At 64.8% G+C, this 23,011-nt stretch carries 24 protein-coding genes and 1 tRNA gene; 14 read left to right on the top strand and 11 right to left on the bottom strand.

The window, feature by feature from the left end; all coding sequences use genetic code 11:
• Nucleotides 1-121: 121 nt before the first annotated feature.
• Nucleotides 122-1,342: a dihydroorotase gene (locus AC1MH0_RS04635; RefSeq protein ID WP_480964907.1), complete on the bottom strand. Its 1,221-nt coding sequence runs from the start codon at nucleotides 1,340-1,342 to the stop codon at nucleotides 122-124.
• Complete coding sequence (locus AC1MH0_RS04630) at nucleotides 1,339-2,325, bottom strand: aspartate carbamoyltransferase catalytic subunit (RefSeq protein WP_480964906.1); 987 nt, start codon at nucleotides 2,323-2,325, stop codon at nucleotides 1,339-1,341. The genes AC1MH0_RS04635 and AC1MH0_RS04630 overlap by 4 nt, the downstream gene beginning before the upstream one ends.
• A gap of 122 nt (nucleotides 2,326-2,447) precedes the next feature.
• Here AC1MH0_RS04630 and AC1MH0_RS04625 point away from each other — a divergent pair, with 122 nt between their 5' ends.
• Complete coding sequence (locus tag AC1MH0_RS04625; RefSeq protein WP_480964905.1) at nucleotides 2,448-4,007, top strand: hypothetical protein; 1,560 nt, start codon at nucleotides 2,448-2,450, stop codon at nucleotides 4,005-4,007.
• On the opposite strand, the gene ruvX is transcribed toward AC1MH0_RS04625, so the two are convergent.
• Nucleotides 4,004-4,471, bottom strand: a complete 468-nt coding sequence (gene ruvX / locus AC1MH0_RS04620; RefSeq protein ID WP_480964904.1) for a Holliday junction resolvase RuvX — start codon at nucleotides 4,469-4,471, stop codon at nucleotides 4,004-4,006. The genes AC1MH0_RS04625 and ruvX overlap by 4 nt on opposite strands.
• Nucleotides 4,468-5,574 carry a DUF3089 domain-containing protein gene (locus AC1MH0_RS04615; RefSeq protein ID WP_480964903.1) on the bottom strand — a complete coding sequence of 369 codons (1,107 nt, stop codon included), beginning with the start codon at nucleotides 5,572-5,574 and terminating at the stop codon, nucleotides 4,468-4,470. Before AC1MH0_RS04615 ends, ruvX begins: the two co-directional genes overlap by 4 nt.
• 141 nt (nucleotides 5,575-5,715) lie before the next feature.
• Here AC1MH0_RS04615 and gatC point away from each other — a divergent pair, with 141 nt between their 5' ends.
• From gatC to gatB, 3 genes are read left to right on the top strand one after another with little or no spacing between them, the layout of a single operon-like run.
• On the top strand, nucleotides 5,716-6,018 hold the full coding sequence (gene gatC, locus AC1MH0_RS04610) for an Asp-tRNA(Asn)/Glu-tRNA(Gln) amidotransferase subunit GatC (protein WP_480964902.1): 303 nt from the start codon (nucleotides 5,716-5,718) through the stop codon (nucleotides 6,016-6,018).
• Nucleotides 6,018-7,502 carry an Asp-tRNA(Asn)/Glu-tRNA(Gln) amidotransferase subunit GatA gene (gatA, locus tag AC1MH0_RS04605; RefSeq protein WP_480964901.1) on the top strand — a complete coding sequence of 495 codons (1,485 nt, stop codon included), beginning with the start codon at nucleotides 6,018-6,020 and terminating at the stop codon, nucleotides 7,500-7,502. The genes gatC and gatA overlap by 1 nt, the downstream gene beginning before the upstream one ends.
• Nucleotide 7,503: 1 nt before the next feature.
• A complete protein-coding gene (gene gatB / locus AC1MH0_RS04600) occupies nucleotides 7,504-8,985 on the top strand; it encodes an Asp-tRNA(Asn)/Glu-tRNA(Gln) amidotransferase subunit GatB (protein ID WP_480964900.1) in 1,482 nt (493 codons plus the stop codon).
• Nucleotides 8,986-9,252: 267 nt separating this feature from the next.
• On the opposite strand, the gene AC1MH0_RS04595 is transcribed toward gatB, so the two are convergent.
• The 3 genes from AC1MH0_RS04595 to AC1MH0_RS04585 form a co-directional block, all read right to left on the bottom strand.
• The gene (locus AC1MH0_RS04595) at nucleotides 9,253-9,816 is read right to left on the bottom strand and encodes a retropepsin-like aspartic protease family protein (protein ID WP_480964899.1); all 564 of its coding nucleotides are present in this window, start codon (nucleotides 9,814-9,816) and stop codon (nucleotides 9,253-9,255) included.
• A 135-nt stretch (nucleotides 9,817-9,951) separates the two neighbouring features.
• Nucleotides 9,952-10,170: a hypothetical protein gene (locus tag AC1MH0_RS04590; protein ID WP_192977071.1), complete on the bottom strand. Its 219-nt coding sequence runs from the start codon at nucleotides 10,168-10,170 to the stop codon at nucleotides 9,952-9,954.
• A gap of 2 nt (nucleotides 10,171-10,172) precedes the next feature.
• On the bottom strand, nucleotides 10,173-10,328 hold the full coding sequence (locus tag AC1MH0_RS04585) for a hypothetical protein (RefSeq protein WP_192145012.1): 156 nt from the start codon (nucleotides 10,326-10,328) through the stop codon (nucleotides 10,173-10,175).
• A 121-nt stretch (nucleotides 10,329-10,449) separates the two neighbouring features.
• Between AC1MH0_RS04585 and AC1MH0_RS04580 the strand changes: the two genes are divergently transcribed.
• The 9 genes from AC1MH0_RS04580 to clpX all read left to right on the top strand — a co-directional run bounded on the left by AC1MH0_RS04580 (nucleotide 10,450) and on the right by clpX (nucleotide 18,523).
• Nucleotides 10,450-10,534 (top strand) — tRNA-Leu (locus tag AC1MH0_RS04580).
• A gap of 68 nt (nucleotides 10,535-10,602) precedes the next feature.
• A complete protein-coding gene (tig, locus tag AC1MH0_RS04575; protein ID WP_480964898.1) occupies nucleotides 10,603-12,258 on the top strand; it encodes a trigger factor in 1,656 nt (551 codons plus the stop codon).
• 107 nt (nucleotides 12,259-12,365) lie between these two features.
• Nucleotides 12,366-13,283, top strand: coding sequence for a hypothetical protein (locus AC1MH0_RS04570; RefSeq protein WP_480964897.1), 918 nt, complete (start codon nucleotides 12,366-12,368; stop codon nucleotides 13,281-13,283).
• Between the two features lie 77 nt (nucleotides 13,284-13,360).
• Complete coding sequence (locus AC1MH0_RS04565) at nucleotides 13,361-13,903, top strand: hypothetical protein (protein ID WP_480964896.1); 543 nt, start codon at nucleotides 13,361-13,363, stop codon at nucleotides 13,901-13,903.
• The gene (locus AC1MH0_RS04560; protein ID WP_480964895.1) at nucleotides 13,900-14,916 is read left to right on the top strand and encodes a glycosyltransferase family 2 protein; all 1,017 of its coding nucleotides are present in this window, start codon (nucleotides 13,900-13,902) and stop codon (nucleotides 14,914-14,916) included. Before AC1MH0_RS04565 ends, AC1MH0_RS04560 begins: the two co-directional genes overlap by 4 nt.
• A gap of 93 nt (nucleotides 14,917-15,009) precedes the next feature.
• Nucleotides 15,010-15,732 (top strand): hypothetical protein, encoded by a 723-nt coding sequence (locus tag AC1MH0_RS04555; protein ID WP_480964894.1) that lies wholly within the window; start codon nucleotides 15,010-15,012, stop codon nucleotides 15,730-15,732.
• Nucleotides 15,705-16,337, top strand: a complete 633-nt coding sequence (locus AC1MH0_RS04550) for a hypothetical protein (RefSeq protein ID WP_480964893.1) — start codon at nucleotides 15,705-15,707, stop codon at nucleotides 16,335-16,337. The genes AC1MH0_RS04555 and AC1MH0_RS04550 overlap by 28 nt, the downstream gene beginning before the upstream one ends.
• Nucleotides 16,338-16,444: 107 nt before the next feature.
• Nucleotides 16,445-17,134, top strand: coding sequence for an ATP-dependent Clp protease proteolytic subunit (locus AC1MH0_RS04545; protein ID WP_120299976.1), 690 nt, complete (start codon nucleotides 16,445-16,447; stop codon nucleotides 17,132-17,134).
• Nucleotides 17,135-17,257: 123 nt separating this feature from the next.
• Complete coding sequence (clpX, locus tag AC1MH0_RS04540) at nucleotides 17,258-18,523, top strand: ATP-dependent Clp protease ATP-binding subunit ClpX (RefSeq protein WP_056048170.1); 1,266 nt, start codon at nucleotides 17,258-17,260, stop codon at nucleotides 18,521-18,523.
• A gap of 315 nt (nucleotides 18,524-18,838) precedes the next feature.
• On the opposite strand, the gene AC1MH0_RS04535 is transcribed toward clpX, so the two are convergent.
• Complete coding sequence (locus tag AC1MH0_RS04535; RefSeq protein WP_480964892.1) at nucleotides 18,839-19,255, bottom strand: hypothetical protein; 417 nt, start codon at nucleotides 19,253-19,255, stop codon at nucleotides 18,839-18,841.
• 133 nt (nucleotides 19,256-19,388) lie between these two features.
• On the opposite strand from AC1MH0_RS04535, the gene AC1MH0_RS04530 reads away from it, so the two are divergent.
• A complete protein-coding gene (locus tag AC1MH0_RS04530; protein WP_480964891.1) occupies nucleotides 19,389-20,513 on the top strand; it encodes a calcium:cation antiporter in 1,125 nt (374 codons plus the stop codon).
• Between the two features lie 2 nt (nucleotides 20,514-20,515).
• Here AC1MH0_RS04530 and AC1MH0_RS04525 read toward each other — a convergent pair whose 3' ends face one another.
• The 3 genes from AC1MH0_RS04525 to AC1MH0_RS04515 are packed head-to-tail and all read right to left on the bottom strand — an operon-like array spanning nucleotide 20,516 to nucleotide 22,934.
• On the bottom strand, nucleotides 20,516-20,902 hold the full coding sequence (locus AC1MH0_RS04525; RefSeq protein ID WP_480964890.1) for a c-type cytochrome: 387 nt from the start codon (nucleotides 20,900-20,902) through the stop codon (nucleotides 20,516-20,518).
• The gene (locus tag AC1MH0_RS04520) at nucleotides 20,899-21,153 is read right to left on the bottom strand and encodes a hypothetical protein (protein WP_480964889.1); all 255 of its coding nucleotides are present in this window, start codon (nucleotides 21,151-21,153) and stop codon (nucleotides 20,899-20,901) included. Before AC1MH0_RS04520 ends, AC1MH0_RS04525 begins: the two co-directional genes overlap by 4 nt.
• Before the next feature lie 56 nt (nucleotides 21,154-21,209).
• A complete protein-coding gene (locus AC1MH0_RS04515; RefSeq protein WP_480964888.1) occupies nucleotides 21,210-22,934 on the bottom strand; it encodes a M1 family metallopeptidase in 1,725 nt (574 codons plus the stop codon).
• Nucleotides 22,935-23,011 lie beyond the last annotated feature (77 nt).

The following is a 23,011-nucleotide window of genomic DNA, read 5'->3' as shown; positions in this document are numbered from 1 at the left end:
TAGAACCGACGCCCAGGCCCGACCATCACTCGGCGAGGACTGGCGCGCCCATGTGCCACCGTCGCCGGCATTGGCTAACCGCTACCGGCGTGGTTCGACGTGTCGACAGGCCGACGCCGGCTCACCGGACCTCGCGCCCGCCCTTCCACAACCGCATCACCCGGCCCTGCACCGGCAAGCCGTCGAACGGGGTGTTTCCCGCTGCAGCTTTGAAGGCCTCGCCGACGATCTGCCACGGCGCCTGCTGGTCGAATAGCATCAGGTCGGCCGGCTTGCCCGGTTCGAGCGTCCCTGCATCGAGGCCCAGGATCCGCGCAGGGTTGCTTGCCAGCAACGCAAGCAGGCGTTCGAGCGTAAGATGCTCGTCGCGTACCAGCGTGAGCGCGAGGGGCAGGAGTGTTTCCGCACCTGCCATACCATTCGAGGCGTCGGTGAACGGCAATCGTTTCTCTTCCGGGCCGCGCGGCTCATGGCCCGAACACAGCACGTCGATGGTGCCGTCGGCGATCGCATCGAGTGCCGCACGCCGGTCGCTTTCGGCACGGAGCGGCGGCGAGAGCAAAGCGAAACTGCGAAAGTCGCTGACCGCGATCTCCGACAGGTGTAGATGCGCGGGCGTGATGCCGCAGGTGACGGCGACGCCGCGCCGCTTGGCCGCGCGGACGAGGTCGAAACCCGCCGCGGTCGTGACTTGGCGGATATGGATCCGTGCACCGGTGTCCTCGGCGAGCATCAGGTCGCGCGCGATCGCCAGCGCTTCGGCGATCGCCGGCGCAGCGGGGAGACCGAGCCGTGTCGACGTCTCACCCTCGGTTGCAACGGCTCCGACGGTCAGCCCACCGTCTTCGGCATGCGCTATCACCGTCACGTCGAGGTCGCGCGCGTAGGCCAGCACGCGCCGCATCACGCCGCTGTCGGCGATCCAGTGCTTCCCCGTCCCGACCGCCTTCGCACCGGCCGAAAGACAGATCGCCATCTCTGCGAGGTCGTGTCCCGCGAGACCACGCGTGGCGGCGGCGATCGGATGGATCCAGAGGTCGGGCTTGCCGATCAACGCCGCTCGCTGGACGATGCCGGGGTCGTCCAGTACCGGCGACTGGTCGGGCATCAGGCCGATCCGCACGATCCCGCCGGCACGGAACGCAGCACGATCGACCTTCGCCACGCCGAGATCGACGATTCCCGGCGCGACCGTCTTGCCGCCGCAATCGACGACTTCCGCATCGGCGGGAATATCGACGATACCGGTCGCGACGATGACGCCGTCGCGGATCAGCACATTGCCCTTCGTCACGCCTCCGACCGGGCACGCGAGCGTTGCGTTGGTAAGCGCGAGAATCATGCCCAACCCTCCACGCCGCGTGCTCTTCGGGTCAGCACGTCGAGGCAGGCCATGCGGACGGCGACGCCCATCTCGACCTGCTCGGTGATCGCCGAGCGTGGGTGATCGGCGACCGAGGAGTCAATTTCGACACCGCGGTTCATCGGGCCCGGGTGCATCACCAGCGCGTCGGGCGCAGCCTTCGCCAACCGGTCGAGCGTCAATCCATACCGCAGGCGATACTCACGCGTGGAGGGCACGTACGCGCCGTCCATCCGTTCGTTCTGAAGTCGCAGCATCATCACCACGTCCGCACCCTCCAGCGCCCTGTCGAAATCGGTGAACGCGGTGACACCCATCCGCTCGATCATCGGCGGCATCAGCGTCGACGGCGCACAAACCCGGACCTCGGCGGCAAGCGCGGTCAGCGCCAGGATGTTCGAGCGCGCGACGCGACTGTGCAGGAGATCGCCACAGATCACGACGCGCTGCCCCGCGATCGAGCCCTTCCGCCGCCGAATCGTCAGCGCGTCTAGCAGCGCCTGCGTCGGATGCTCGTGCCGCCCATCGCCCGCGTTCAGCACCGGACAATCCACCTTGTCCGCGATCAACCGCACCGCGCCGCTCGACATATGCCGGATCACGATCACGTCCGCGCGCATCGCGTTGAGCGTCATCGCAGTATCGATCAGCGTCTCGCCCTTCTTCACGCTCGACTGCGCGGCGTGCATGTTGACGACGTCCGCCCCCAGCCGCTTGCCCGCGATCTCGAACGACAGCAAAGTCCGCGTCGAGTTCTCGAAAAACGCATTGATCTGGGTGAGACCCGCCAGCCGCTTGTCGGGCGTCGCATGAGTCCGGTTAGCGCCGACCCACGTCTCCGCCTCGTCGAGCAGGAACGCGATCTCGTGGGGCTGGAGCCCGTCGATACCGGTGAGGTGCCGGTGCGGGAAGACGGCGCCGCCGTCGATGAGGGTGGCGGGGCGGTGATCTGAGGTTCGCATTAAAGCTGCGGGATAGTGGCGGCGGGCGTGAGGGGCAAGCGCTGCTACGATCCGCAGTTCGGTGCGATGGTTAACCAGAATTTAGGCTAGGCATGGGATGCCATCCGGCGAGCGGGGGATCGATGCACGACGGATTGGTAGACGCGACCGACATACGCTGGTGGGAAACGCGCGCGTTTGCCGTGGCACTCGTCCTCCTGTCCGCGGTGCCGTTGCTGTGGCCCGCGCTGCCGCCGCTCGGCGACCTGCCGGGGCACATGGGACGCTGGCATATCGCGATGACGCTGCCGACGTCGCCCGATCTGCAGCGCTATTATGACTATCGGCTGGCACTGATCCCCAACTTGGGGATGGACCTGCTTGTGCCGGCTCTTACGGGTTTAATCGGATTCGAACCGGCGACGAAGCTGGCGGTGATCGCGATCCCGATGCTGACCGTCGCCGGACTGCTGTGGACCGCCCGCGAGGTACACGGGCGAATGCCGCCGACCGCGATGTTCGCGCTGCCGCTCGCCTATGCGTGGCCGTTCCAGTTCGGCTTCGTCAATTTCGCGCTCTCGCAGGCGTTGGCCTTCTGCGCGCTCGCGTTGTGGTTACGGCTCGGGCGGCAGGAGCAATTGGGCTTGAGGGCGGTCGTATTCGTGCCGATCGGCTTCGCGCTCTGGATTACGCACAGCTTCGGCTGGGGCATGTTCGGACTGATGGCGGCGGCAGCAGAGCTCGCCGTATTACGGCGCGATAGACACTCCTGGATCGCCGCGTTTGCGACGACGGCCGTTCGTTGCCTGCCCCTCGCGCTGCCGCTGGTCGTCATGATCGCCTTGATGTTGCACCCGCCTCCCGAAAGCGGTGCCACCGGCCTGGGCGCCGCGGGCTGGTTCGACGTATCCGCCAAGGCCTTGTGGATGGCCTCGATCTTCCGCGACCGTTGGATGCCCTACGACATCGCCTCGCTCCTGTTTTTGGTTGCGATCCTGTACGTCGCAGCCCGCAGCCCGAGGCTCGGCTTTGCCACGATGCTCGGGTGGCCAGCCCTCGCTTGCCTGGCGGCGTTCGCGATATTGCCGCGGTTGATGATGGGCGGCGCCTATGTCGACATGCGGATGGCCCCGGCCACGCTTATGTTGGCGGTCATCGCGATCGCACCGCCCGCATCGAACGCGTCGGATCCCGTTCGTTTCGCCCGAATTTGGGCCACCATCGGGATCGCATTCCTGATGATTCGGCTCGCCGGCACGACAGCCAGCTTCATCGAACGCTCGACGGAACAGGAACACGAACTCGCAGCGATCTCATCCATTCCGCGAGGCGCGGCCGTTCTCGCGCTCGTCAGCCGACCCTGTGGTGGTGTCTGGTCCGATCTGCGCCGCGATTCGCTGCCCGGCATGGCGATCGTCCGGCGCGACGTGTTCACGAATACGCAATGGGCCCTGGCCGGTCAGCAACTCCTGCGGATCCGCTACGCTCAGGCCGCACCGTTCACTGCCGATCCCACGCAACTTGTCCTGCCGAAGGTCTGTGCGGTAATCGGCTCGAATTTCGCCGCCGCGATCGCACAGTTCCCGCGCGCAGCATTCACGCATGTCTGGACGCTGGGTTTTCCGCCGGGGGCGGCAAAGACTGCGGACCTGCGCGTCGTCTGGACCAACGGCGAGTCCACGCTCTACCGCGTCGTGCGCTAGATCTGCGCCGTCACCAGCGCGTCGATCGCACCCTGCAGGATGTAGGCGGCGGCCATCTTGTCGACGAGTTCGGCGCGCTTGGCGCGGCTGGCGTCCTGTTCGATCAGCGTGCGGGTGACGGCGACGGTCGACCAGCGTTCGTCCTGGAGCAGGATCGGCAGCCCCATGTCCTTCAGGTTCTGCGCGAACGCCCGCGTCGATTGCGACCGCGGGCTCTCGCTGCCGTCGAGGTTGATCGGTAGGCCGATGACGAAGCCGACGACCGCCTGCGCCTTGATGATCTCGGCGAGCGCGGCCTTGTCCTTCTGGAACTTGGTGCGGCGGATTAGCAGGGCAGGGCTCGCGAACGACCAGCCAGCGTCGCAGAGTGCGGTGCCGATCGTCTTGGTGCCGACGTCGAGGCCGATCAGGCGGCCGCCGTTCGGGAGCGCATCGCGGAACTGCGCGGCGGAGAGCGTGATCATTGGAAAGCCTTCAGGCGGCGGTTGGCGTCCGCGCGGATGTTCGCCCAGAACAAGCTGTAGTCGTAGACGTGGTAGTTGTTGCCGGGCAGCACGTACGGCCCAAGGCTGGGCGGCTCGCCGATAAAGAGGAAGCCGCGCTCTGCACAGCGTGCGGGGACGCTGCCGATCGCAATCGTCGCGGTCTTCAGGTCGGCCGACGGGACGAGCGTGCCGAGGTTCGCGGTGGCGGGCGCTGCGGCGTCGGCGGTGCCGGTCAGCGGATTGGTGCAGACCATCGGCGTACCCTTGCGCGGCTGGCCGTTAAAGCCGGTGGTCTGGTCGTACGCGTCGACGATCAGCGACGGATCGGCAGGTTCGGCAAAGCTCTCCCACGACAGGATACAGCCGGTCTGGTCGGCGGCGCGGCATTCGACGAGGCCCATCTTCGGAAGATCGGTCGCGCGCGACACGGGCCAGCCGACGACATACGCCGCGACGATCCTCGCCTTCAACTTCGGGTCGTTCGCAACGCGGTCGCGGAGCAGGCGGGTGAGGTGGAGCGCGCCCTGGCTATGCCCGGCGAGGATGATCGGGCGGGTCGGGCCGGCTTCCTTGAGGAACCGGTCGAAGGCGGCGGAGACGTCGCCGTATGCCAGCGCCAGCGCGCGTTCGCTGTCGGCGACGCTGGTCAGGAATGCGCCGAACGTCGCCTGGCGATACCGCGGCGCCCAAATGTCGCCGGCCTCGTTGAACGCGCTCGCCTGGCCGCGCAGGAAGAGTTCAGCACGGGCGTTGGTCTCGGGATCGTCGATCGGCGCGTTCCAGTGGTCGCGGTTGATGTACGAGGTCGGGTGGATGAAGAAGATCGCCGCGCCCGTGCCGGGCTTGCCGGGCGTATAGCCGGGCGGCGTCCAGAGCGCGGGGTTGCCGAGCGCATCGGGGCGGGCGAGCCACATGATCTCGCGCGCGTAAATATTGCGCGGGGCTTCGCGTTGCGCCTGGAAAGTCTCGCTCGGGACCATCACCGCGCGCATTAACTGCGTGCCGAACAGGCGGTAGGCGAGCAGCGCGGCGATCGCGAGGACGATCATCGAGGCGACGAAATAGAGAAACTTGCGGGCCAAGCGGGACCTTCCGTGCAGGCGGTCCGGCTCCCGTGCCGTATGCGCGCCGCCGTTGCAATCGCGCACCTTCGTGTTCCCACGCCTCCGCGGGGAACATGAAGGGTGTTGCGCCGCCTGCGCGCCCGGTGCTAGCCGCACGGCATGTCCGTAGATACTGCAACCGTGAAGCGGATCGCGAGCCTTGCGCGCATCGCGATCACCGACGAGGACGCCGCCCGCATGGCGCCGGAACTCGGAAACATCCTTGGCTGGATCGAGATGCTCGAAGAGGTCGACACGACCGGTATCGAGCCAATGACCGCCGTCATCCCCAACGCGCTGCGGCTGCGCGACGACGTCGTTAACGCCGACCCGCTGACCGGCGGCGGCATCCGCGAGCAGGTTTTGGCCAATGCCCCGGCGGCAGAGCATGGTTTCTTCGCCGTGCCGAAGGTGATCGAATAATGAGCGAACTTACCGATCTGGGCATTGCAGGCATCCGCGACGGCGTCCGCGATGGCAGCTTCAAGGCGCGCGAAGTCGCCGACGCGTTCATCGTAAAGGTGAGCCAGGCCAAGGCGTTGAACGCGTTTCTTGTCGAGACGCCCGAGCACGCGATCGCCGCCGCCACCGCTGCCGACACAGCGCGCGCAGCCGGCGAGACGCTCAAGCCGCTGGCCGGCGTGCCGATCGGCATGAAGGACCTGTTCTGCACCAAGGGCGTCACGACGACCGCAGCGAGCCACATCCTCGAAGGCTTCACGCCGACCTACGAGTCGACCGTCTCGCAGAATTTGTGGGACGCGGGCGCGGGGATGCTCGGCAAGCTGAACATGGACCAGTTCGCGATGGGCTCGTCGAACGAGACCTCGGCGTTCGGCAACGTGATCTCGCCGTGGAAGCGCAACGACGGCGGCAACGCCTCGCTCGCCCCCGGCGGGTCTTCGGGTGGCTCTTCGTCGGCAGTCGCCGCACGGCTCTGCCCCGGCGCGACCGGCACCGACACCGGCGGCTCGATCCGCCAGCCCGCCGCCTTTACCGGCATCAGCGGCATCAAGCCGACCTACGGCCGCTGCTCGCGCTGGGGGACGATCGCGTTCGCCTCGTCGCTCGACCAGGCGGGGCCGATGGCACGCGACGTCCGTGACTGCGCGATCCTGCTCGAGGCGATGGCCGGGTTCGACGCGAAGGACGGCACCTCGTTGCAGCTCGACGTACCCAAATGGGAAGCGGGCTTGTCGGGCAATCTCAACGGCCTGCGCGTCGGTATTCCCAAGGAATATCGCGTCGACGGGATGCCCGAGGAGATCGAGGCGCTCTGGCAGCAGGGCATCGACTGGCTCAAGGATGCCGGCGCGACGATCGTCGAGGTCTCGCTCCCGCACACCAAATACGCGCTGCCGGCCTATTACATCATCGCGCCCGCCGAAGCGTCGTCGAACCTCGCGCGCTACGACGGCGTGCGCTACGGGATCCGCGACCTGCCGACCGGGGCCGGCTTGCAGGACATGTATGCCGCGACCCGCGCCGACGGCTTCGGCCCCGAGGTGAAGCGCCGCATCATGATCGGCACCTACGTCCTCTCGGCCGGTTTCTACGACGCGTACTATACGCAGGCGCAGAAAGTCCGGACGCTGATCGCGCGCGATTTCGAACGGGCCTGGGAAACGTGCGACGTCCTGCTGACGCCGACCGCCCCCTCGGCAGCGTTCGCGCTCGGTGAGAAGTCGGCCGATCCGATCGCGATGTACCTGAACGACGTCTTTACCGTGCCGTCGTCGCTCGCTGGCTTGCCGGCGATGTCGGTGCCGGGTGGCCTCGACAAGCAGGGGCTTCCGCTCGGGCTGCAGATCATCGGCAAGCCGCTCGACGAGCAGGGCGTGCTGAACGCAGGGCTCGCGATCGAACAGCGAGCAGGATTTACCGCGCGACCAGAGGCTTGGTGGTAACATGAGCGATTATCGTATCCAGGGCGAAACCGGCGAGTGGGAGGTCGTGGTCGGCCTCGAAGTGCACGCGCAGGTGACGTCGAACGCCAAGCTCTTCTCGGGCGCGGCGACCGCGTTCGGCGCGGAGCCCAATACGCAGGTGTCGCTGGTCGATGCGGCGATGCCGGGCATGCTGCCGGTGCCGAATCGCGAGTGCATCCGCCAGGCGGTCCGTACGGGCTTGGCGATCGAGGCGCAGATCAACAAATGGTCGCGGTTCGACCGGAAGAACTATTTCTACGCCGATCTGCCGCAGGGCTATCAGATCAGCCAGCTCTATCATCCGATCGTCGGCGAGGGCGCGATCGACATCAGTCTCGACGAGAAGAACCCCGATGCCGCGGGCAAGCGGATCGGCGTCGAGCGCATCCATGTCGAGCAGGATGCGGGCAAGCTGATGCACGACCAGCATCCGACGCAGTCGTACGTCGACCTCAACCGGTCGGGCGTCGCGCTGATGGAGATCGTGTCGAAGCCCGACCTCGCGTCTCCTGCGGAAACAGGGGCTTACCTGCGGAAGTTGCGATCGATCCTGCGCTATGTCGGGTCGTGCGACGGCAACATGGAAGAAGGCTCGATGCGCGCCGACGTCAACGTCAGCGTGCGCAAGCCTGGCGACGAACTCGGCACGCGGACCGAGACGAAGAACGTCAATTCGGTGCGCTTCGTGATGGCGGTGGTCGAGCAGGAGGCCAAGCGTCAGGTCGAGGTGCTCGAGGCCGGTGGCAAGATCCAGCAGGAAACGCGGCTCTACGATCCCGATCGCAACGAGACACGGTCGATGCGGTCGAAGGAAGACGCGCATGATTATCGCTACTTCCCCGATCCCGACCTGTTGCCGCTGGTGCTCGACGATGCGTTCCTGGCCGAGTGCCGCGCATCGCTGCCGGAACTGCCCGATGCAAAGCGCGCGCGGTACGAGGCGCTCGGGATTACCGCGTATCAGGCGACGGTGCTGACCGCCGAGGTCGAGGCGGCGCGGTGGTTCGACGCGTTGCTCGACGCGGGCGTGAAGCCGGCGGCGGCGGCGAACTGGACGACCTCGGAATTGTTCGGCGCGCTGAACCGGACCGGCAAGGATATCGAGAACTCGCCGGTGTCGCCGGCGCAGGCGGCGGAATTGCTGGGGCTGATCGCGGACGGGACGCTGTCGGGGAGCCTCGCCAAGCAGGTGTTCGAGGTGATGCTCGAAACTGGCGACGGCGCGGCGAAGGTGGTCGAGGATCGCGGGTTGAAGCAGACCAGCGACACCGGCGCGATCGAGGCTGTGATTGCTGACGTGATGGCGGCGAACGCGGACAAGGTTGCGGATTATCGGGGCGGTAAGGACAAGCTGTTCGGGTTCTTTGTGGGTCAGACGATGAAGGCGATGGGGGGGAAGGCTAACCCTGCCGTGGTGAACGAGGTTCTGAAGGGAATGCTTGGGGAGTCGGTGGCTTCGTAAGCTATCACTGAGCAACCTGACCGATCTCCCGCCCTGCCTGCTCTCCCGCGAAAGCGGGAGCCCAGGGTAACTGAGTGCAGCGCTGCTTGATTCCTGGGCCCCAGCGTTCGCGAGGGAACAGAAGGGGAGCCGCGTCCGTACACAACCACCCCGCCGAAGGCCGGGGCCCAAGTGGGGGACGTTGCCGACTGAGGGCAGCGCTCCGTTACTGCAACCTTTCCAATTGGGCCCCGGCCTCCGCCGGGGTGGTTGTGTACGGAGGCGGCCTTACCCGTCCACCTTCTGTGGATGATGCGGCACTAGGATCAGCGTGTTCTCCTCCACCCGCCACGACGCGAGGCGCGACAGGAAGTTCATCCCGAGCACGTTTGTCTCGCCGAACGCGGGCGACACCACCACCTGCAAGTCCCGCGCGACGATCGCGCCGAGACGCAGCGAGGCGATCGTGCCGGTCTTAGCCGCGATCGACCCGTTAGCGGTCTGCAACACGATCGGCACCACGCCGACCCGCGCCTCAACCCCGGCAGCCTCCGCCGTCTTCTCCGAAATCGCGGTAATCGTCGCGCCGCTATCGATAAGCAATCGCTGGCTCACTCCGTCGATCGTCGCCCGTGCCCAGAAGTGCCCATCCGGCGACATCCGGATTCGGACCTCGCCGCCGACCACCTTTTGGTCCTCGATCTTCAAGAACCGCGCGATCTTGCCGACATAGGGATCGAACTGCCGCCGCTGGTCGATCGCAACGAACAGCAGTCCGACGAGGACAATCGTCATCGCCAGATTGACGAGCGTGCGGATGATGGGGATGCGCTGCGCCAGAATCAGCAGCAATACGGCGAGCCCGAGCGCGATATAGAGGCTCTGGTGCTCGGCGAAGGTGGGGATCGTGAGGATTATCGGGTCCTGATTGGCGGAGGTGGTATCATGTAGATAGCCACCCCCGCCTGTATGGTTGCTGACGCGCGCTTACTGCGCGTCGTTGTCCTGGTTCTTCACGACGCCACCGGTACCACCGACGCCATCGGGCAGGCCGGTATCCGTGAACGTCTCAGGCTCGTCGCCGCCTTCGCCACGCTCGACCGCGTCGGACCGCGACTCTACCGCCTGTTCGATATCGCTGCGGGTATCCTCGTCACGATCCTCGGGCAGCGTTTCGGGGTTCGTGCCGGAATGTGGATCGCTCACGCTCAAAACTCCGGCTGGACAGGCGCGGGATCGTTCGACGGCGTTCCCGGCGCGGGCACGTCGATGTCGGGCGCGGGCGGATTGAACTCGGGCGGCGGCGCAGTCGGCTCGACCGGGGGCGTCGGGGTCGGGAATTCTGCCGGGGGTTGGGTAGCCATGATGTCTCTCCTTCTGGATGTTCAACGCCTGTAATCGAGCGCGGTTGCGTTGGGAGTTGCCTATGTGCTTGCCCCCGCATGCATCGTTGGTATAGACGCGCCCGCTACGGCGATGTCCTGTGCGGGCGTGGCGGAACTGGTAGACGCGCTTGGTTTAGGTCCAAGTATCGCAAGATGTGGGGGTTCGAGTCCCTTCGCCCGCACCAGCCCGCCGCGCAGGCGAGGCGACCGCCCGAAGAATTATCCTGAATGCTCTTTTAGACAAAGGCCGGACATGCAGACTGTCGAGACGTTGAACGAGGGCCTCAAGCGCGCCTTTACGCTCACCATCACCGCGAAGGATATCGATGCCAAGGTCGATGTCGAGCTGAAGCGCCTCGCGCCGCAGATGAAGATGCCGGGCTTCCGTCCGGGCAAGGTGCCGGCGAACCTCATCCGCAAGATGCACGGTCCGGCGCTGACGCAGGACGCGCTGAACGCGGCGATCCAGGAGAGCGTCCAGACGCTCGTCGCCGAGAAGCAGCTTCGCCCCGCGATGCAGCCTTCGGTCGAGCTGGAAGACGGCTATGACCTCGGCAAGGACGCCGTGGTCAAGGTCGAGATGGAGGTCCTCCCGCAGGTCCCCGCACCGGCGATCGACGGCATCAAGCTCGAGCGCCTGACCGTGCCCGTCGCGGACGATGCGGTCACCGAGCAGCTCCAGAAATTCGCCGACCAGCAGAAGAAGTGGGACGACGCGGCTGACGATTACGTCGCCAAGATGGGCGATCTCGTCACCGTTGATTTCGTCGGCAAGACCGCCGACGGCGTCGCGTTCGAGGGCGGCACCGGCACCGACATGGGCGTAGAGCTCGGTTCGGGTCGTCTGATCCCCGGTTTCGAGGATCAGCTCGTCGGCGTAAAGACCGGCGACGACAAGGTCCTGAACGTGACCTTCCCCGAGGAGTATCAGGAGAAGTCGCTCGCAGGCCAGCCGGCGACGTTCGACATCACCGTCAAGTCGGTGAAGACCGCGGGCGAGAGCAAGATCGACGAGGATCTGGCCAAGTCGCTGGGTCTCGAGAGCCTCGAGCAGCTCACGGGGCTGTTGAAGGGTCAGATCGAGCAGGAGCATAACGGTCTCACGCGCACGCACATGAAGCGCAAGCTGCTCGACCAGCTCGCCGAGGGTCATGACTTCGAGGTTCCGCCATCGATGGTCGAAGCCGAGTTCAACCAGATCTGGTCGCAGCTCCAGCACGAAGCCACGCATGAGGCCGATCCCGAGGCTGCGATGGCCGAGATGGAAGGCGAGCGCGACGATTACCGCAAGATCGCCGAGCGTCGCGTGCGCCTCGGCCTGCTCCTGTCCGAGATCGGTCAGGCGAACGGCGTCGAGGTTTCGAACCAGGAAATGCAGCGTCTGCTCGCCCAGGCTGCGCAGCAATATCCTGCCGAGCAGCGCCAGCAGTTCATGCAGTACGTCCAGCAGGAGCCGATGGCGGCCGCCCAGCTGCGCGCGCCGCTGTACGAGGACAAGGTCGTCGACTTCCTGTTCGAGAAGGCCGAGATCACCGACCGCGAAGCGACGCGCGAGGAGCTTGAGGCCGCGATCGAGAGCGAGGACGGTTTCGCGAGCGGCACGCACACGCATGATCACGACAACCACAAGCCGAAGAAGAAGGCTGCTGCCAAGAAGGCCAAGCCAGCGTCGGACGAGGCTGCTTCGGATGACACCGTGACGGACGAGGCGCCTGCTTCGGACGCGACGGACGAGGCCAAGCCTGCGAAGAAGGCGCCTGCCAAGAAGAAGGCGGCTCCCGTCGAAGCAGAGACGGCTGTGACAGAATCGTCGCCGGTTGCTGCCGAGAACGCAGAGGGCACCGAAGCCGCAGACGCACCGGCGAAGAAGCCGCGCGCGAAGAAGGCCGCGACCAAGACCGAGTTGTAAGAACCTAATGCCGTCGGTCGCCATCAATGGCGGCCGACGGGTTGTTCGCGGTATTATAGCCTGCCAGGATAGATACTCATCGTATGTCCTTGGTTTAAGGTTAGTTTATGCGGCAATGGCTTTCTGCGGTATTCCAAACCGTGTTTGCAACGCTGATAATCTTGGCGCCGGCCGCGATAAATCGCAGTCCTTTTATTTTCTACGACACGACTCATTATTTGGAGTTGGGGCAGTCCATTTTCGCTGCGGCCCATATTCCCCTTGAGGGGTTTTCGCCCCAAGGCGCTGCGGCGATTTTTGTTCCCCACGATCCCCCAACGGCAATATCCGACCCTGCGAAGTCTGTCGCCAAGACGCCCGACAAGAACATGTCGTTGAGTTATGTCGGTGGCAGATCCCCCTATTATTCGCTTGTCCTGACATTGGTCATCAGCCTGGGCGGGTTGTGGCTGGTGGCTATCTTGCAAGCGTTGATCGGGGCTTGGTTATGCCGCACGGTCGTTTGGTCTTTGCCCGACCCAAGTTTTGGTGCGTATCTCGGGCTGGTCACCGTGCTGACATGCGGGTCGAGCCTGCCGTACTTCGCTGCGTTCACGATGCCGGATATCTTTGCGGCCTATGCGCTCGTTGCGATGTGCCTTCTGGCCGTGAAAAGCGGCAGGAACCTGGTAACGCTCTCCGCACTTTGGGCCGTCGCCGCATTCGGTATATTGGCGCATGCGACCATCCTGCCTCTCGGCATCATCGCGTGGGTCGGTATCGTCGTGGTACTTCGCTCATTGCGATGGTCTTGGGGACAGGCGGTGTGGCGCGCGCGCTGGCCGTTGAGTGCGGTCGTCATAGGCGCACTCGGCATGCCCGTTTTCGCGTGGACCACGCAGCTGGTGTTGCACGACTCTCCGCGAAGCCCGCCGTATCTCATGGCGCGTATTCTCGCCGACGGGCCTGGTCGCCTCTATCTGGCCGATCACTGCGATGGTCCTGCCCAGTTGCGATCTGCAAGTATCGCGATAGGCCGAATATAGACCATAACGCGATTTTATGGTCGACGGACCCGCAGGACGGCGTCTTCTATTTCGCTGATTACGACACGCGCGTTCTGATGTCGAATGAGCAGCTCAAATTCGTGATTGCGTCGATCGCGTATAGTCCTGGGTTGGCGTTCGATGCTGCAATGACGAATAGCTGGCGCCAGCTTTCGACGCTGTCCATCGGGCCGGAGATCGGGGCGACGAAGCTTAGTTGGGATACGATGGTCGGTAAGACCATTCCATACGCGAAGCAGTCGATAACTGGGTCCAGATCTTATCTCGGAAACTATTACTTCGCACTCATAGATCCTTTGATCGCCTTTGTTTTCATGCTGTCACTGGCATTCGTCCTGTGGCACCTGATGCAGTCGGATATAATTGCCGCTTGGCGAACCCCGGAAACACATCGTGTCGCGATCATATTGGCTGGGGCTGCGGTCGGCCTGATGATTATAATAGTGTCCAACGCAATTCTCTGCGGCACGTTGTCCGGTCCGACAAACCGATATCAGGGGCGACTGACATGGCTCCTTCCAGCAATCGCGTTCCTCATGTTTCGTCATTCGGAGTTCCGAACTATGGCGACAGAAAGCAGCAAAAGGCGTCACGTATGATAGAGGGTATCGATAGGCAGGGACTTAAAGTCGCCGTTCTGCTTCCATGTTATAACGAGGCGGCGGCCATCGCGCAGACGGTGGCGGGTTTTCGTGCCGCACTGCCGGACGCCGTGATCTACGTTTACGACAACAATAGCCGGGACCACACCGTCGAGGTCGCGCGCGCTGCCGGTGCCGTCGTCCGGACCGAGCGCATCCAGGGCAAGGGCGCGGTCGTCCGCCGGATGTTCGCCGACATCGATGCCGACATCTACGTCATGGCCGACGGCGACGCGACCTACGACGCAGCCTCCGCGCCGAATCTGGTAAAGCGCGTCCTCGACGAACAACTCGACATGGTCGTCGGCTCGCGCATCAGCCAAGTCCAGGAAAGCTATCGCCGCGGCCACCGTTTCGGCAACGCGCTGCTCACCGGTATGCTCGCCCGCCTGTTCGGCCGCAGCTTCACCGACATCCTGTCCGGCTACCGCGTCTTTTCGCGCCGGTTCGTGAAGAGCTTCCCATCACTGTCCGCCGGGTTCGAGATCGAGACCGAGATCAGCGTCCACGCGCTCGAACTGAAGATGCCGATCGGCGAGGTCGAGACGCCCTATTACGCGCGCCCCGAAGGCTCCGAATCGAAGCTGAGCACCTATGGCGACGGCTGGCGCATCCTCCGAACGATCATGACGCTATACCGGATCGAGCGGCCGCTCTGGTTCTTCGGCGCGATCGGCGGGGTCTTCGCACTGCTCGGATTGATTCTCGGGATGCCGCTGGTCCTGACATATATCCAAATCCACCAGGTTCCGCGCTTCCCGACCGCAATCCTGATCACTGGGCTCGGCATCTTCGCCGCGCTCAACGTGTTCACGGGGCTGATCCTCGATACCGTCGTGAGAGGTCGTCGAGAGGTGCGTCGGCTGGCGTATCTGGGTCATCGGGCGCCGGGATGCGACCAACACGAAGCGAGTTCGACTGTATCCGGAGTGCGCCGGGCGGACACGGTCCTGCCCGTCGCAGTGAACTGACCGCCGGTCGGTTCGCTGTTGGCGGCCGACAGGTGATGAAAGCGACGACTGCTTTGTTCCCGGACCGGGTTCAATCGAGAACGGTGGTGTTGAATGAACAAGCCCTTGCGCGCCGAAGTGCCGACCGACCGTGTCGCCGACTTTTGCATCGTCGTCACCGCCATCATCCTCGGCTGCTGGATGCGACTGCGCGTCGGTCTTCCCAAGCTGGGGTTCGCCAACGAGGAAGCCGGTAACGTCGCAAGAGCGATCGCCGAAGGCCGCGGCTTCGCGGATCCGTTCTTCCAGGGCCAGGGGCCAACCGCCCACCTGTTGCCGATCAGTCCCTCGATCGCAGGCGGACTGCTGCACCTGTTCGGGCAGAGCGTTGTCGGCCAGGGCGTCATTCTGGGGTGGTCGCTGGTGGTCACGGGTGCGTGCTTTGCCGCGGCCGCCTATTGCATTTTCCTGCTGGGCGCGACGCGACGGACCGCCGTCGTCGCCTTTGCGCTGCTTTGCTTGGTACCGCTGCACAGTTTCACCGAAGCCGTCCGCTGGCAGACGTGGGATGGCGGATTGGGTGCGCTGCTGTGTCTGGCGTGCTTGGCAATCGTGCTGCGCGGCGAGCGTGACAACACGTCGCGTCATTTCATCGGCATGAAAGCGGCGTTGCCGGCACTGACCTTCATCGTCAATCCGATCACGGGGCTCGCCGCCATCGCGATTTCGGCGCTCTCGTCCATCATCATCGGCGGGACGGCATCGTTGGCCCGCTCGGCCTTCTGCTCGTCTGCGTCGTCGCCGTGCCGATGCCGTGGGTCATTCGCAACGCGGTGATGTTGCAGCATCCGATCCTGACACGAGACAATCTGGGCCTCGAGCTCGCCTTGGCCAATCATGCGGGCGCGGTTGATCCAGACGACCCGCGGACCGCGTATCTCGCGCGGCTGCGGGCGATCCACCCCTATGGAAACCGGGCGCCCGCGCAGGCCATGACGGCAGCCGGTGGCGAGATACGATACAGCCGCATGCTCCAGGATCGCACGGTAATCTGGATGAAGGCCCACCCCGTCGAGGTCGTGGGGATCTGGAGCCGGCATATCGGCGAACTGCTCTTTCCGCGTCCTTGGATGTTCTCGATCGAAAACGAAGGGCGGGGAAGAGAACGGTCGATATTGGCCGCGCTTGTCACGGTCCTCGCGATCATGGCGTTTATTGCGGCGGCGATCCGACGGGACTTCGGGTTCGTCTATCCGGCGATCATCGTCGCCACGATCGTGTGTGCGGGTGTTCCGTTCCAGCCGGTACCGCGGTATTGCTGGGTGATGTTTCCCCTGCTCGCGTGCCTTGGGGTCGACCTGGTCGCGAGGCTTTGGCAGGGGCGTTCGTCTTGGCGCGTCCCGCGGGCCGTCCGGCACCGTGCCGATAGTGCTGCGATGTGAGGCCGGCCTGTAGCGGCTGACTGCGGCCGCCGCGGCGTTGGCAGGACTTGAACTCGCTCATACAAGCGCCGATGTTGGCGGTTCACTGGGGCATAAGAGAGATTTCCATGCACAATCCGTTCGAGACCGGCGATTTCGCGAGCCCGTTGGCCAGCGCCGGGCTCGGCCTGCAGCAGACGCACGCAGGCCTGGTTCCCATCGTCATCGAGCAGTCGAACCGCGGCGAGCGTTCGTTCGACATCTTCTCGCGCCTGCTCCGCGAGCGCATCATCTTCGTGACCGGCGGCGTCGAGGACGGCATGGCCTCGCTGATCACCGCACAGTTGCTCTTCCTCGAGTCCGAGAACCCGAAGAAGGACATCTTCATGTACATCAACTCGCCGGGCGGTGTCGTCACGGCGGGCATGGCGATCCACGACACGATGCGGTACATCCGTCCGCGCGTCGGCACCGTCTGCATCGGCCAGGCCGCGTCGATGGGCAGCTTCCTGCTTGCTAGCGGCGAGCCCGGCATGCGCGTCGCGATGACCAACGCGCGCATCATGATCCATCAGCCATCGGGTGGTGCACAGGGCATGGCCAGCGACATCGAGATCCAGGCACGCGAGATCCTGCGCATCCGCAAGCGCATGAACGAACTGTATTCGCAGTATACCGGTCAGCCGATCGAAGAGATCGAACGCCGGATGGACCGCGATACGTTCCTCGAAGCGAACGAGGCGAAGGATTTCGGTCTGATCGACGAGGTGTTCGACAAGCGTCCGGCGGTATCCGAGGATGGTGCGAAACCCGCCTAAGCGACACTGGCATGGGGCGAATCGTAAACCCCGCCGGTTTATTTGATTGTAGGAACTCCGGGGTGCGTTACGGTAGCGGCCCCGGAAACGGCACGTGCACCGACATGCGCGAGAGGTGATTGAATGACGAAGCTGAGCGGTGGCGACTCGAAGAGCACCCTCTATTGCTCGTTCTGCGGGAAGTCGCAGCACGAGGTCCGCAAGTTGATCGCCGGGCCGACGGTCTTCATCTGCGACGAGTGCGTCGAGCTATGCAACGACATCATCCGTGAGGAGACGAAGTCTGCGCTGGTGTCCAAGAAGGACGGCGGCGTGCCGACTCCGCAGGAGATCTGCGACGTCCTCGACGATTACGTGATCGGCCAGAAGCGCGCCAAGCGCGTGCTGTCGGTGGCGGTGCACAATCACTATAAGCGGCTCAACCACGGCGCCAAGGGTGCCGATGTCGAGCTGTCGAAGTCGAACATCCTGCTCGTCGGGCCGACCGGGTGCGGCAAGACCCTGCTCGCGCAGACGCTTGCCCGAATCCTCGACGTGCCGTTCACGATGGCCGATGCGACGACGCTCACCGAAGCCGGGTACGTCGGCGAGGATGTCGAGAACATCATCCTCAAGCTGCTCCAGGCGTCGGACTACAACGTCGAGCGGGCACAGCGCGGCATCGTCTACATCGACGAGATCGACAAGATTTCGCGGAAGGCCGAGAACCCCTCGATCACGCGCGACGTGTCGGGCGAAGGCGTGCAGCAGGCGCTGCTCAAGCTGATGGAAGGCACCACCGCGTCGGTGCCGCCACAGGGTGGGCGGAAACATCCGCAGCAGGAATTCCTGCAGGTAGATACGACCAACATCCTGTTCATCTGCGGCGGTGCGTTCTCGGGTCTCGAGAAGATCATCGGCGATCGTCTCCAGGGCAAGTCGATCGGTTTCGGCGCGTATGTCGCTGGGCCGGACGAGCGGAAGACGGGCGAGACGCTGAAGTCGGTCGAGCCCGAGGATCTGCTGAAGTTCGGGCTTATCCCCGAGTTCGTCGGCCGTCTGCCGGTGATCGCGACGCTCGAGGATCTCGATGTCGACGCGCTGGTGAAGATCCTCAAGGAGCCGAAGAACGCGCTGGTCAAGCAGTACCAGAAGCTGTTCGAGATGGAGGACGTCGCGCTCGGCTTCACCGACGACGCACTGGTCTCGGTCGCCAAGAAGGGCATCGAACGCAAGACCGGCGCCCGCGGGCTTCGCTCGATCCTGGAGAGCATCCTGCTCGACACGATGTTCGACCTGCCCGGCATGGACGGCGTCGACGAAGTGATGATCGACAAGGACGTGATCGAAGGCCGCAAGGAACCGATCCGCGTCTATGCCGAGAAGAAGAAGACCGGCGACGCTGCTTAAAGCGGAACGGGTTTGAGATACGGGAAAGGGCGTCGAGTGATCGGCGCCCTTTTTCGTTTTGGGGCAGAGCGCGGGCTGCTCTTCTGACTGTTCCCCCGCGAAGGCGGGGGTCCAGGGTACCAGGCTGTAGCGATCGTGACTCCTGGACCCCCGCTTTCGCGGGGGAACGGCAGGATGTGACCTGACCCAGGGAGAACGGGCGATATGCCCCGTCTTCACTCACTACATTGGCGTTCCTTCTATCTTGGGGGACATTGTAGGGTTCGCGGCGACGACGTCGGGACCCGCGTGTGGCCGGCGGCGCCACTACGGTCCTCAGGTCAAAAGCCGAGCCCGCTCCAAGTCCTTTGGACGTCCGAACAGCCTAAGCATCTCGGCCAGTTCAGCACGGTCAGGCACATAAACCACGCGCTCATCCACAAAAATCGGCACGCGCGTTCGCGGCAGCACCTCCGTCCAGCCTGAGCCCGTCGCAACATGAAACCCCGCCATGATCTCGACGACCAACGGCGGTGCCTCCCACCGCCCGAACAGCGTCGATCGGAACAACGAACTCGCGCCATCCTTGATGGGCACGACTCCGAGCCCGTCCATTGCCCTTCGAGCATCGCCTACGCTCATGAGCACATCGACGTCGCCGACTTCGATCGGCGTCACGCCGTGAAGCGCCACCGCCGCGCTGGAAATGACCCACCACGGGTCGTGAGCATCCCGCATCGCATCGGCGGTCATGATGAGCGTTTCGCGGAGATCGCAAGCGAACATCGCCGCAACCTACTCGATGCTTACCGCCTCGCAATCGCCCCGACTCGGACCCTTATCGGCCCTCGCGCATTCGTTATCCAAGTGGAACGAGGGAGCATGCATGACGATCGAAGTGGCCGACCGACCGAACGAACACGTGGTGGAGACGATGCCGGACCGTCTGGCGCTGCCGATCTGGACGCTGATCGCGCCGGGCCTGGGACTGCTCGCTGTCCTCGTCGGCCTCGCCAAGATGGGCACGCTCGGCACCGCGGCGGCCGTCATCGTCCTGATCGGCAGCGTCCTCGCCGCCGTCCATCACGCCGAAGTGATCGCGCACAAGGTCGGCGAGCCGTTCGGGACGCTCGTCCTCGCGATCGCGGTCACCGTGATCGAGGTGTCGCTGATCGTCTCGCTGATGCTCTCCAACGCCGGCGACGCCACCACGCTCGCGCGCGACACGGTGTTCGCGGCGATCATGATCATCCTCAACTTCATCATCGGGATCTGCCTGCTCGCGGGCGCGGTGCGGCATCATGAGCAGCGGTTCACGCTGAAGGGCATGACCGCGGCGCTCGGCGTGCTCGCGGCGATGGCGGTGCTGTCGCTGATCCTGCCCAACTATACGTCGTCGACGCAGGGCCCGACCTACGCGTCGTCGCAGTTGATCTTCGTCGCGGTCGTATCGCTGATACTCTACGGCACGTTCGTGCTGGTGCAGACGGTGCGCCACCGCGATTATTTCCTGCCCTCGACCGACGACAAGGACGATCACGCTGCGCCGCCATCGGGTCGCGCGACCGGGATCGCCTTCGCCGCCTTGCTGGTGGCGTTGGTGTCGGTGGTGCTGCTCGCGAAGACGCTGTCGCCCACGATCGAGGCGGCGGTGCTCGGTGCCGGCCTGCCGCTGACCGTGGTCGGCGTGGTGATCGCGGCGCTGGTGCTGGCACCCGAGAGCTTGGCAGCCTACAAGTCGGCGCGCCGTAACCGGCTGCAGACCAGCCTCAACCTCGCGCTCGGCTCGGCATTGGCGACGATCGGGCTTACGATCCCCAGCGTCGCGATCGTGTCGCTGGTGCTCGACCTGCCACTCGCGCTCGGGATCGATGCGAAGAGCATGACGCTGTTGGCGCTGTCGCTGTTTGTTGCCACGCTGTCGCTCGGCACCGGGCGGACAACGGTGTTGCAGGGTGTCGTCCACCTCGTGATCTTCGCGGCCTGTCTGTTCACGACGGTCGTGCCGTAAGCTCAGGGGCCCTGCGTCGACAGGTAGGCGATGACGGCGGCGCGGTCCTTCGGGTCGGGGAGGCCCGCAAACGCCATGGTCGTGCCGGGCACCATCTTGCGCGGGTTGGTGAGCCAGGCATCCATGCGTTTGGCGTCCCAGTTGCCACCAAGCGCCTTCAGTCCGGCAGTGTAGGAGAAGCGCGGGCGCCGCTCGCCGATCGGGCCGCCCATAACGCCGTAGAGGTTCGGCCCATCGGTATCGCCCGCATATTGCCCGATCGTGTGGCACGCGGTGCAGCGACGGAAGACGCGTTCGCCGCTGGCGATCTGGCTGATCGTGCCGGCGTCGGGGCTCGAACCGCAGCCGGCGAGCGCCAGCGCAAGCAGTGGCCACCGCGGCAGGGTCATCGTTTCTGGCGTGCGGCCAAGGCGAGGCCGGCGGCGATCTGAACGACGGCGTAGAGGCGACGGCGGCCGGGACGGTCGACGAACGGCTTCACCAGTTTCTCGGTCCCGAGCGCATCGTCCTTCCAAAGATCGACGTGGCGGCGGGGTTGGAGAAGACCGATCAAGCCGTCGCCGACCATAAAGATCGCCGCCATCTCCGCCGCGCGCGATACCCAGATGTTCTCCTGCGCACGCAGGAGTCCAGGAGTCACGAGCGTCGTCTCTTGATACCCTGGGCCCCCGCCTTCGCGGGGGAACGGCGGAGAGGTCATTGGGGCTTGGCCTTCGCAGCTTGCGCGGCTTTCCAGGCGGCGACGTCTTCCAGTGCGACATTCCGCCGCAAGACCAGAGCGTCCGGGTCGATCACGACATGCGCGCTCGCCGGCACAGACAAGCTCGCCTTCCCCCCAGTCATCGGCAAAGTCCGCGTCTTCCCATCGATCTGCACCTGCACCGGAAGTGGGAAGGGGCCGTTACCCGGCACTTTCCAGGCCAAACCCAGCGTATTCCCCGTCCGCGTCTCGACCAGTTCGGGCAGCGCGGCTTGCCGGAGATACACGTCGAAGAACCACGTAAAGTCCTTCCCCGTCACCCTCCGGACGTGCCCTTCATATTCCTTTGTCGCTCCGAACCGCGGCGCGAAATTCCCCGGCTTCGGATCGGCGCGCCCATACACCGCCAACCGGGTCACATCGAAGAACGCCTTGTCGCCGATCAGTCCGCGCAGCGTGTGAAGCATCCACGACCCCTTGTAGTAGATGTCCTGTCCAGCACCGCCCTTGTCGAGCTCGTACACCTCCTCTTCGGTGGTGACGCGCTGCTGCGTGATCGGCTTGAGGTTCATGATCGAAGTGCGCTCGCCCTGCATCATCGCGGCATAACGCGCACGCCCCTCGCGCCACTGGCCGTAGAGCGGCTGCATGTAGGTGCCATAGCCCTCGTGCAGCCAGTAATCGTCCCAGTTGGCAGCGGTCAGCTGGTTGCCGAACCACTCGTGCGCGAACTCGTGCTGGAACAGCCAGTCGAACCCTTCCGGCGCCTTGGCGTATTCGTTGCCGTACGCGTTGATCGTCTGGTGCTCCATGCCCTTGTGCGGCGTCTCGACCACGCCGAGCTTCTCGTCGCCGAACGGATAGGGGCCGATCATGCTTTCGAAGAAATCGAGCGTCGGCGCGAACTCGGCGAACAGCTTTTCCGCCTGCACCTTCTCGCCCGGCAGGTACCAGTAATACATCGGGATGTTGTTGCCGAACCGGCTCTTGTACGCGCCGCTGATCTCCTCATACGGCCCGACGTTGAGCGCGATACCATAGGTGTTGGGATGCTTGGCGCGCCAGTTCCAGGTCGTCCGGCCGTCCGCCAGCGTATCGACGCCCAGCAGCACGCCGTTCGATGGCGCCTTCAGGCCCTTCGGCACGGTGATGTGCAGTGTCACCAGCGCGGGCTCGCCGGTCGGGAAGTCGAGGCACGGCCAGAACAGGTCGCAGCCATAGCCCTCCGCGGTCGTCGCGAACCAGGTGCGGCCATCGGGCGTCTTCGACCAGACCATGCCGTCGTCCCACGGCGCCTTCACCGCGACGTGCGGCGTGCCGCCATAGGTGATCTTCGCGGTGACCTTGCCGCCAGCGGGGACGGGCTTTGGCAGCGTGATCATCAGCCGTCCCTGGGGATTGCTCCACGCCGAGGGTGCGAGCGGAACGCCGTCGATCGCGATCGCGCTGACCGGCAAATTGCGGTCGAGATCGATCGGCAGGCGGGTGAGGGGGGCCTTCGCCGTAAAGACCAGCGTAGCCACGCCGTTCAGGCTCTCCGTCTCGGGCAGCACTTCGAACGCCAAGTCCGCGCTATCGAACCGGAGCGCGGTCTGCGCGGGCGTCAGTACGCCACCAGACCGCTGCGTCTGCGCGGTGATCGCGGGCTCGCCCTTCTTCGGGAGCGGGGCGGCGGCGAGAAGCGCGGTGGCGCTGGCGGCGAGTAATAAGCGCGAAATCATGCCGCGTTCTCGCGCCTGGGCGGCTCGCGCACAAGTGCGATCCGACACCGCCCGTTCTCCTGCGAAAGCAGGAGCCC

The organism is Sphingomonas sp. AP28, from assembly GCF_056680455.1.
Note: the sequence above shows the minus strand (reverse complement) of the source record. Positions and strands in the feature narration are given on the sequence as shown.

Bases quoted from the DNA above. Each gene is read 5' to 3' on its own strand.
- gatC (WP_480964902.1), top strand. From the start codon at position 5,716: ATGTCCGTAGATACTGCAACCGTGAAGCGGATCGCGAGCCTTGCGCGC.
- clpX (WP_056048170.1), top strand. From the start codon at position 17,258: ATGACGAAGCTGAGCGGTGGCGACTCGAAGAGCACCCTCTATTGCTCG.
- AC1MH0_RS04515 (WP_480964888.1), bottom strand. From the start codon at position 22,934: ATGATTTCGCGCTTATTACTCGCCGCCAGCGCCACCGCGCTTCTCGCC.
- AC1MH0_RS04560 (WP_480964895.1), top strand. From the start codon at position 13,900: ATGATAGAGGGTATCGATAGGCAGGGACTTAAAGTCGCCGTTCTGCTT.
- AC1MH0_RS04570 (WP_480964897.1), top strand. From the start codon at position 12,366: ATGCGGCAATGGCTTTCTGCGGTATTCCAAACCGTGTTTGCAACGCTG.
- AC1MH0_RS04535 (WP_480964892.1), bottom strand. From the start codon at position 19,255: ATGACCGCCGATGCGATGCGGGATGCTCACGACCCGTGGTGGGTCATT.
- AC1MH0_RS04635 (WP_480964907.1), bottom strand. From the start codon at position 1,342: ATGATTCTCGCGCTTACCAACGCAACGCTCGCGTGCCCGGTCGGAGGC.
- AC1MH0_RS04565 (WP_480964896.1), top strand. From the start codon at position 13,361: ATGTCGAATGAGCAGCTCAAATTCGTGATTGCGTCGATCGCGTATAGT.
- ruvX (WP_480964904.1), bottom strand. From the start codon at position 4,471: ATGATCACGCTCTCCGCCGCGCAGTTCCGCGATGCGCTCCCGAACGGC.
- AC1MH0_RS04550 (WP_480964893.1), top strand. From the start codon at position 15,705: ATGCCGTGGGTCATTCGCAACGCGGTGATGTTGCAGCATCCGATCCTG.
- gatB (WP_480964900.1), top strand. From the start codon at position 7,504: ATGAGCGATTATCGTATCCAGGGCGAAACCGGCGAGTGGGAGGTCGTG.
- AC1MH0_RS04585 (WP_192145012.1), bottom strand. From the start codon at position 10,328: ATGGCTACCCAACCCCCGGCAGAATTCCCGACCCCGACGCCCCCGGTC.
- gatA (WP_480964901.1), top strand. From the start codon at position 6,018: ATGAGCGAACTTACCGATCTGGGCATTGCAGGCATCCGCGACGGCGTC.
- AC1MH0_RS04555 (WP_480964894.1), top strand. From the start codon at position 15,010: ATGAACAAGCCCTTGCGCGCCGAAGTGCCGACCGACCGTGTCGCCGAC.
- AC1MH0_RS04545 (WP_120299976.1), top strand. From the start codon at position 16,445: ATGCACAATCCGTTCGAGACCGGCGATTTCGCGAGCCCGTTGGCCAGC.
- AC1MH0_RS04525 (WP_480964890.1), bottom strand. From the start codon at position 20,902: ATGACCCTGCCGCGGTGGCCACTGCTTGCGCTGGCGCTCGCCGGCTGC.
- AC1MH0_RS04625 (WP_480964905.1), top strand. From the start codon at position 2,448: ATGCACGACGGATTGGTAGACGCGACCGACATACGCTGGTGGGAAACG.
- AC1MH0_RS04530 (WP_480964891.1), top strand. From the start codon at position 19,389: ATGACGATCGAAGTGGCCGACCGACCGAACGAACACGTGGTGGAGACG.
- tig (WP_480964898.1), top strand. From the start codon at position 10,603: ATGCAGACTGTCGAGACGTTGAACGAGGGCCTCAAGCGCGCCTTTACG.
- AC1MH0_RS04630 (WP_480964906.1), bottom strand. From the start codon at position 2,325: ATGCGAACCTCAGATCACCGCCCCGCCACCCTCATCGACGGCGGCGCC.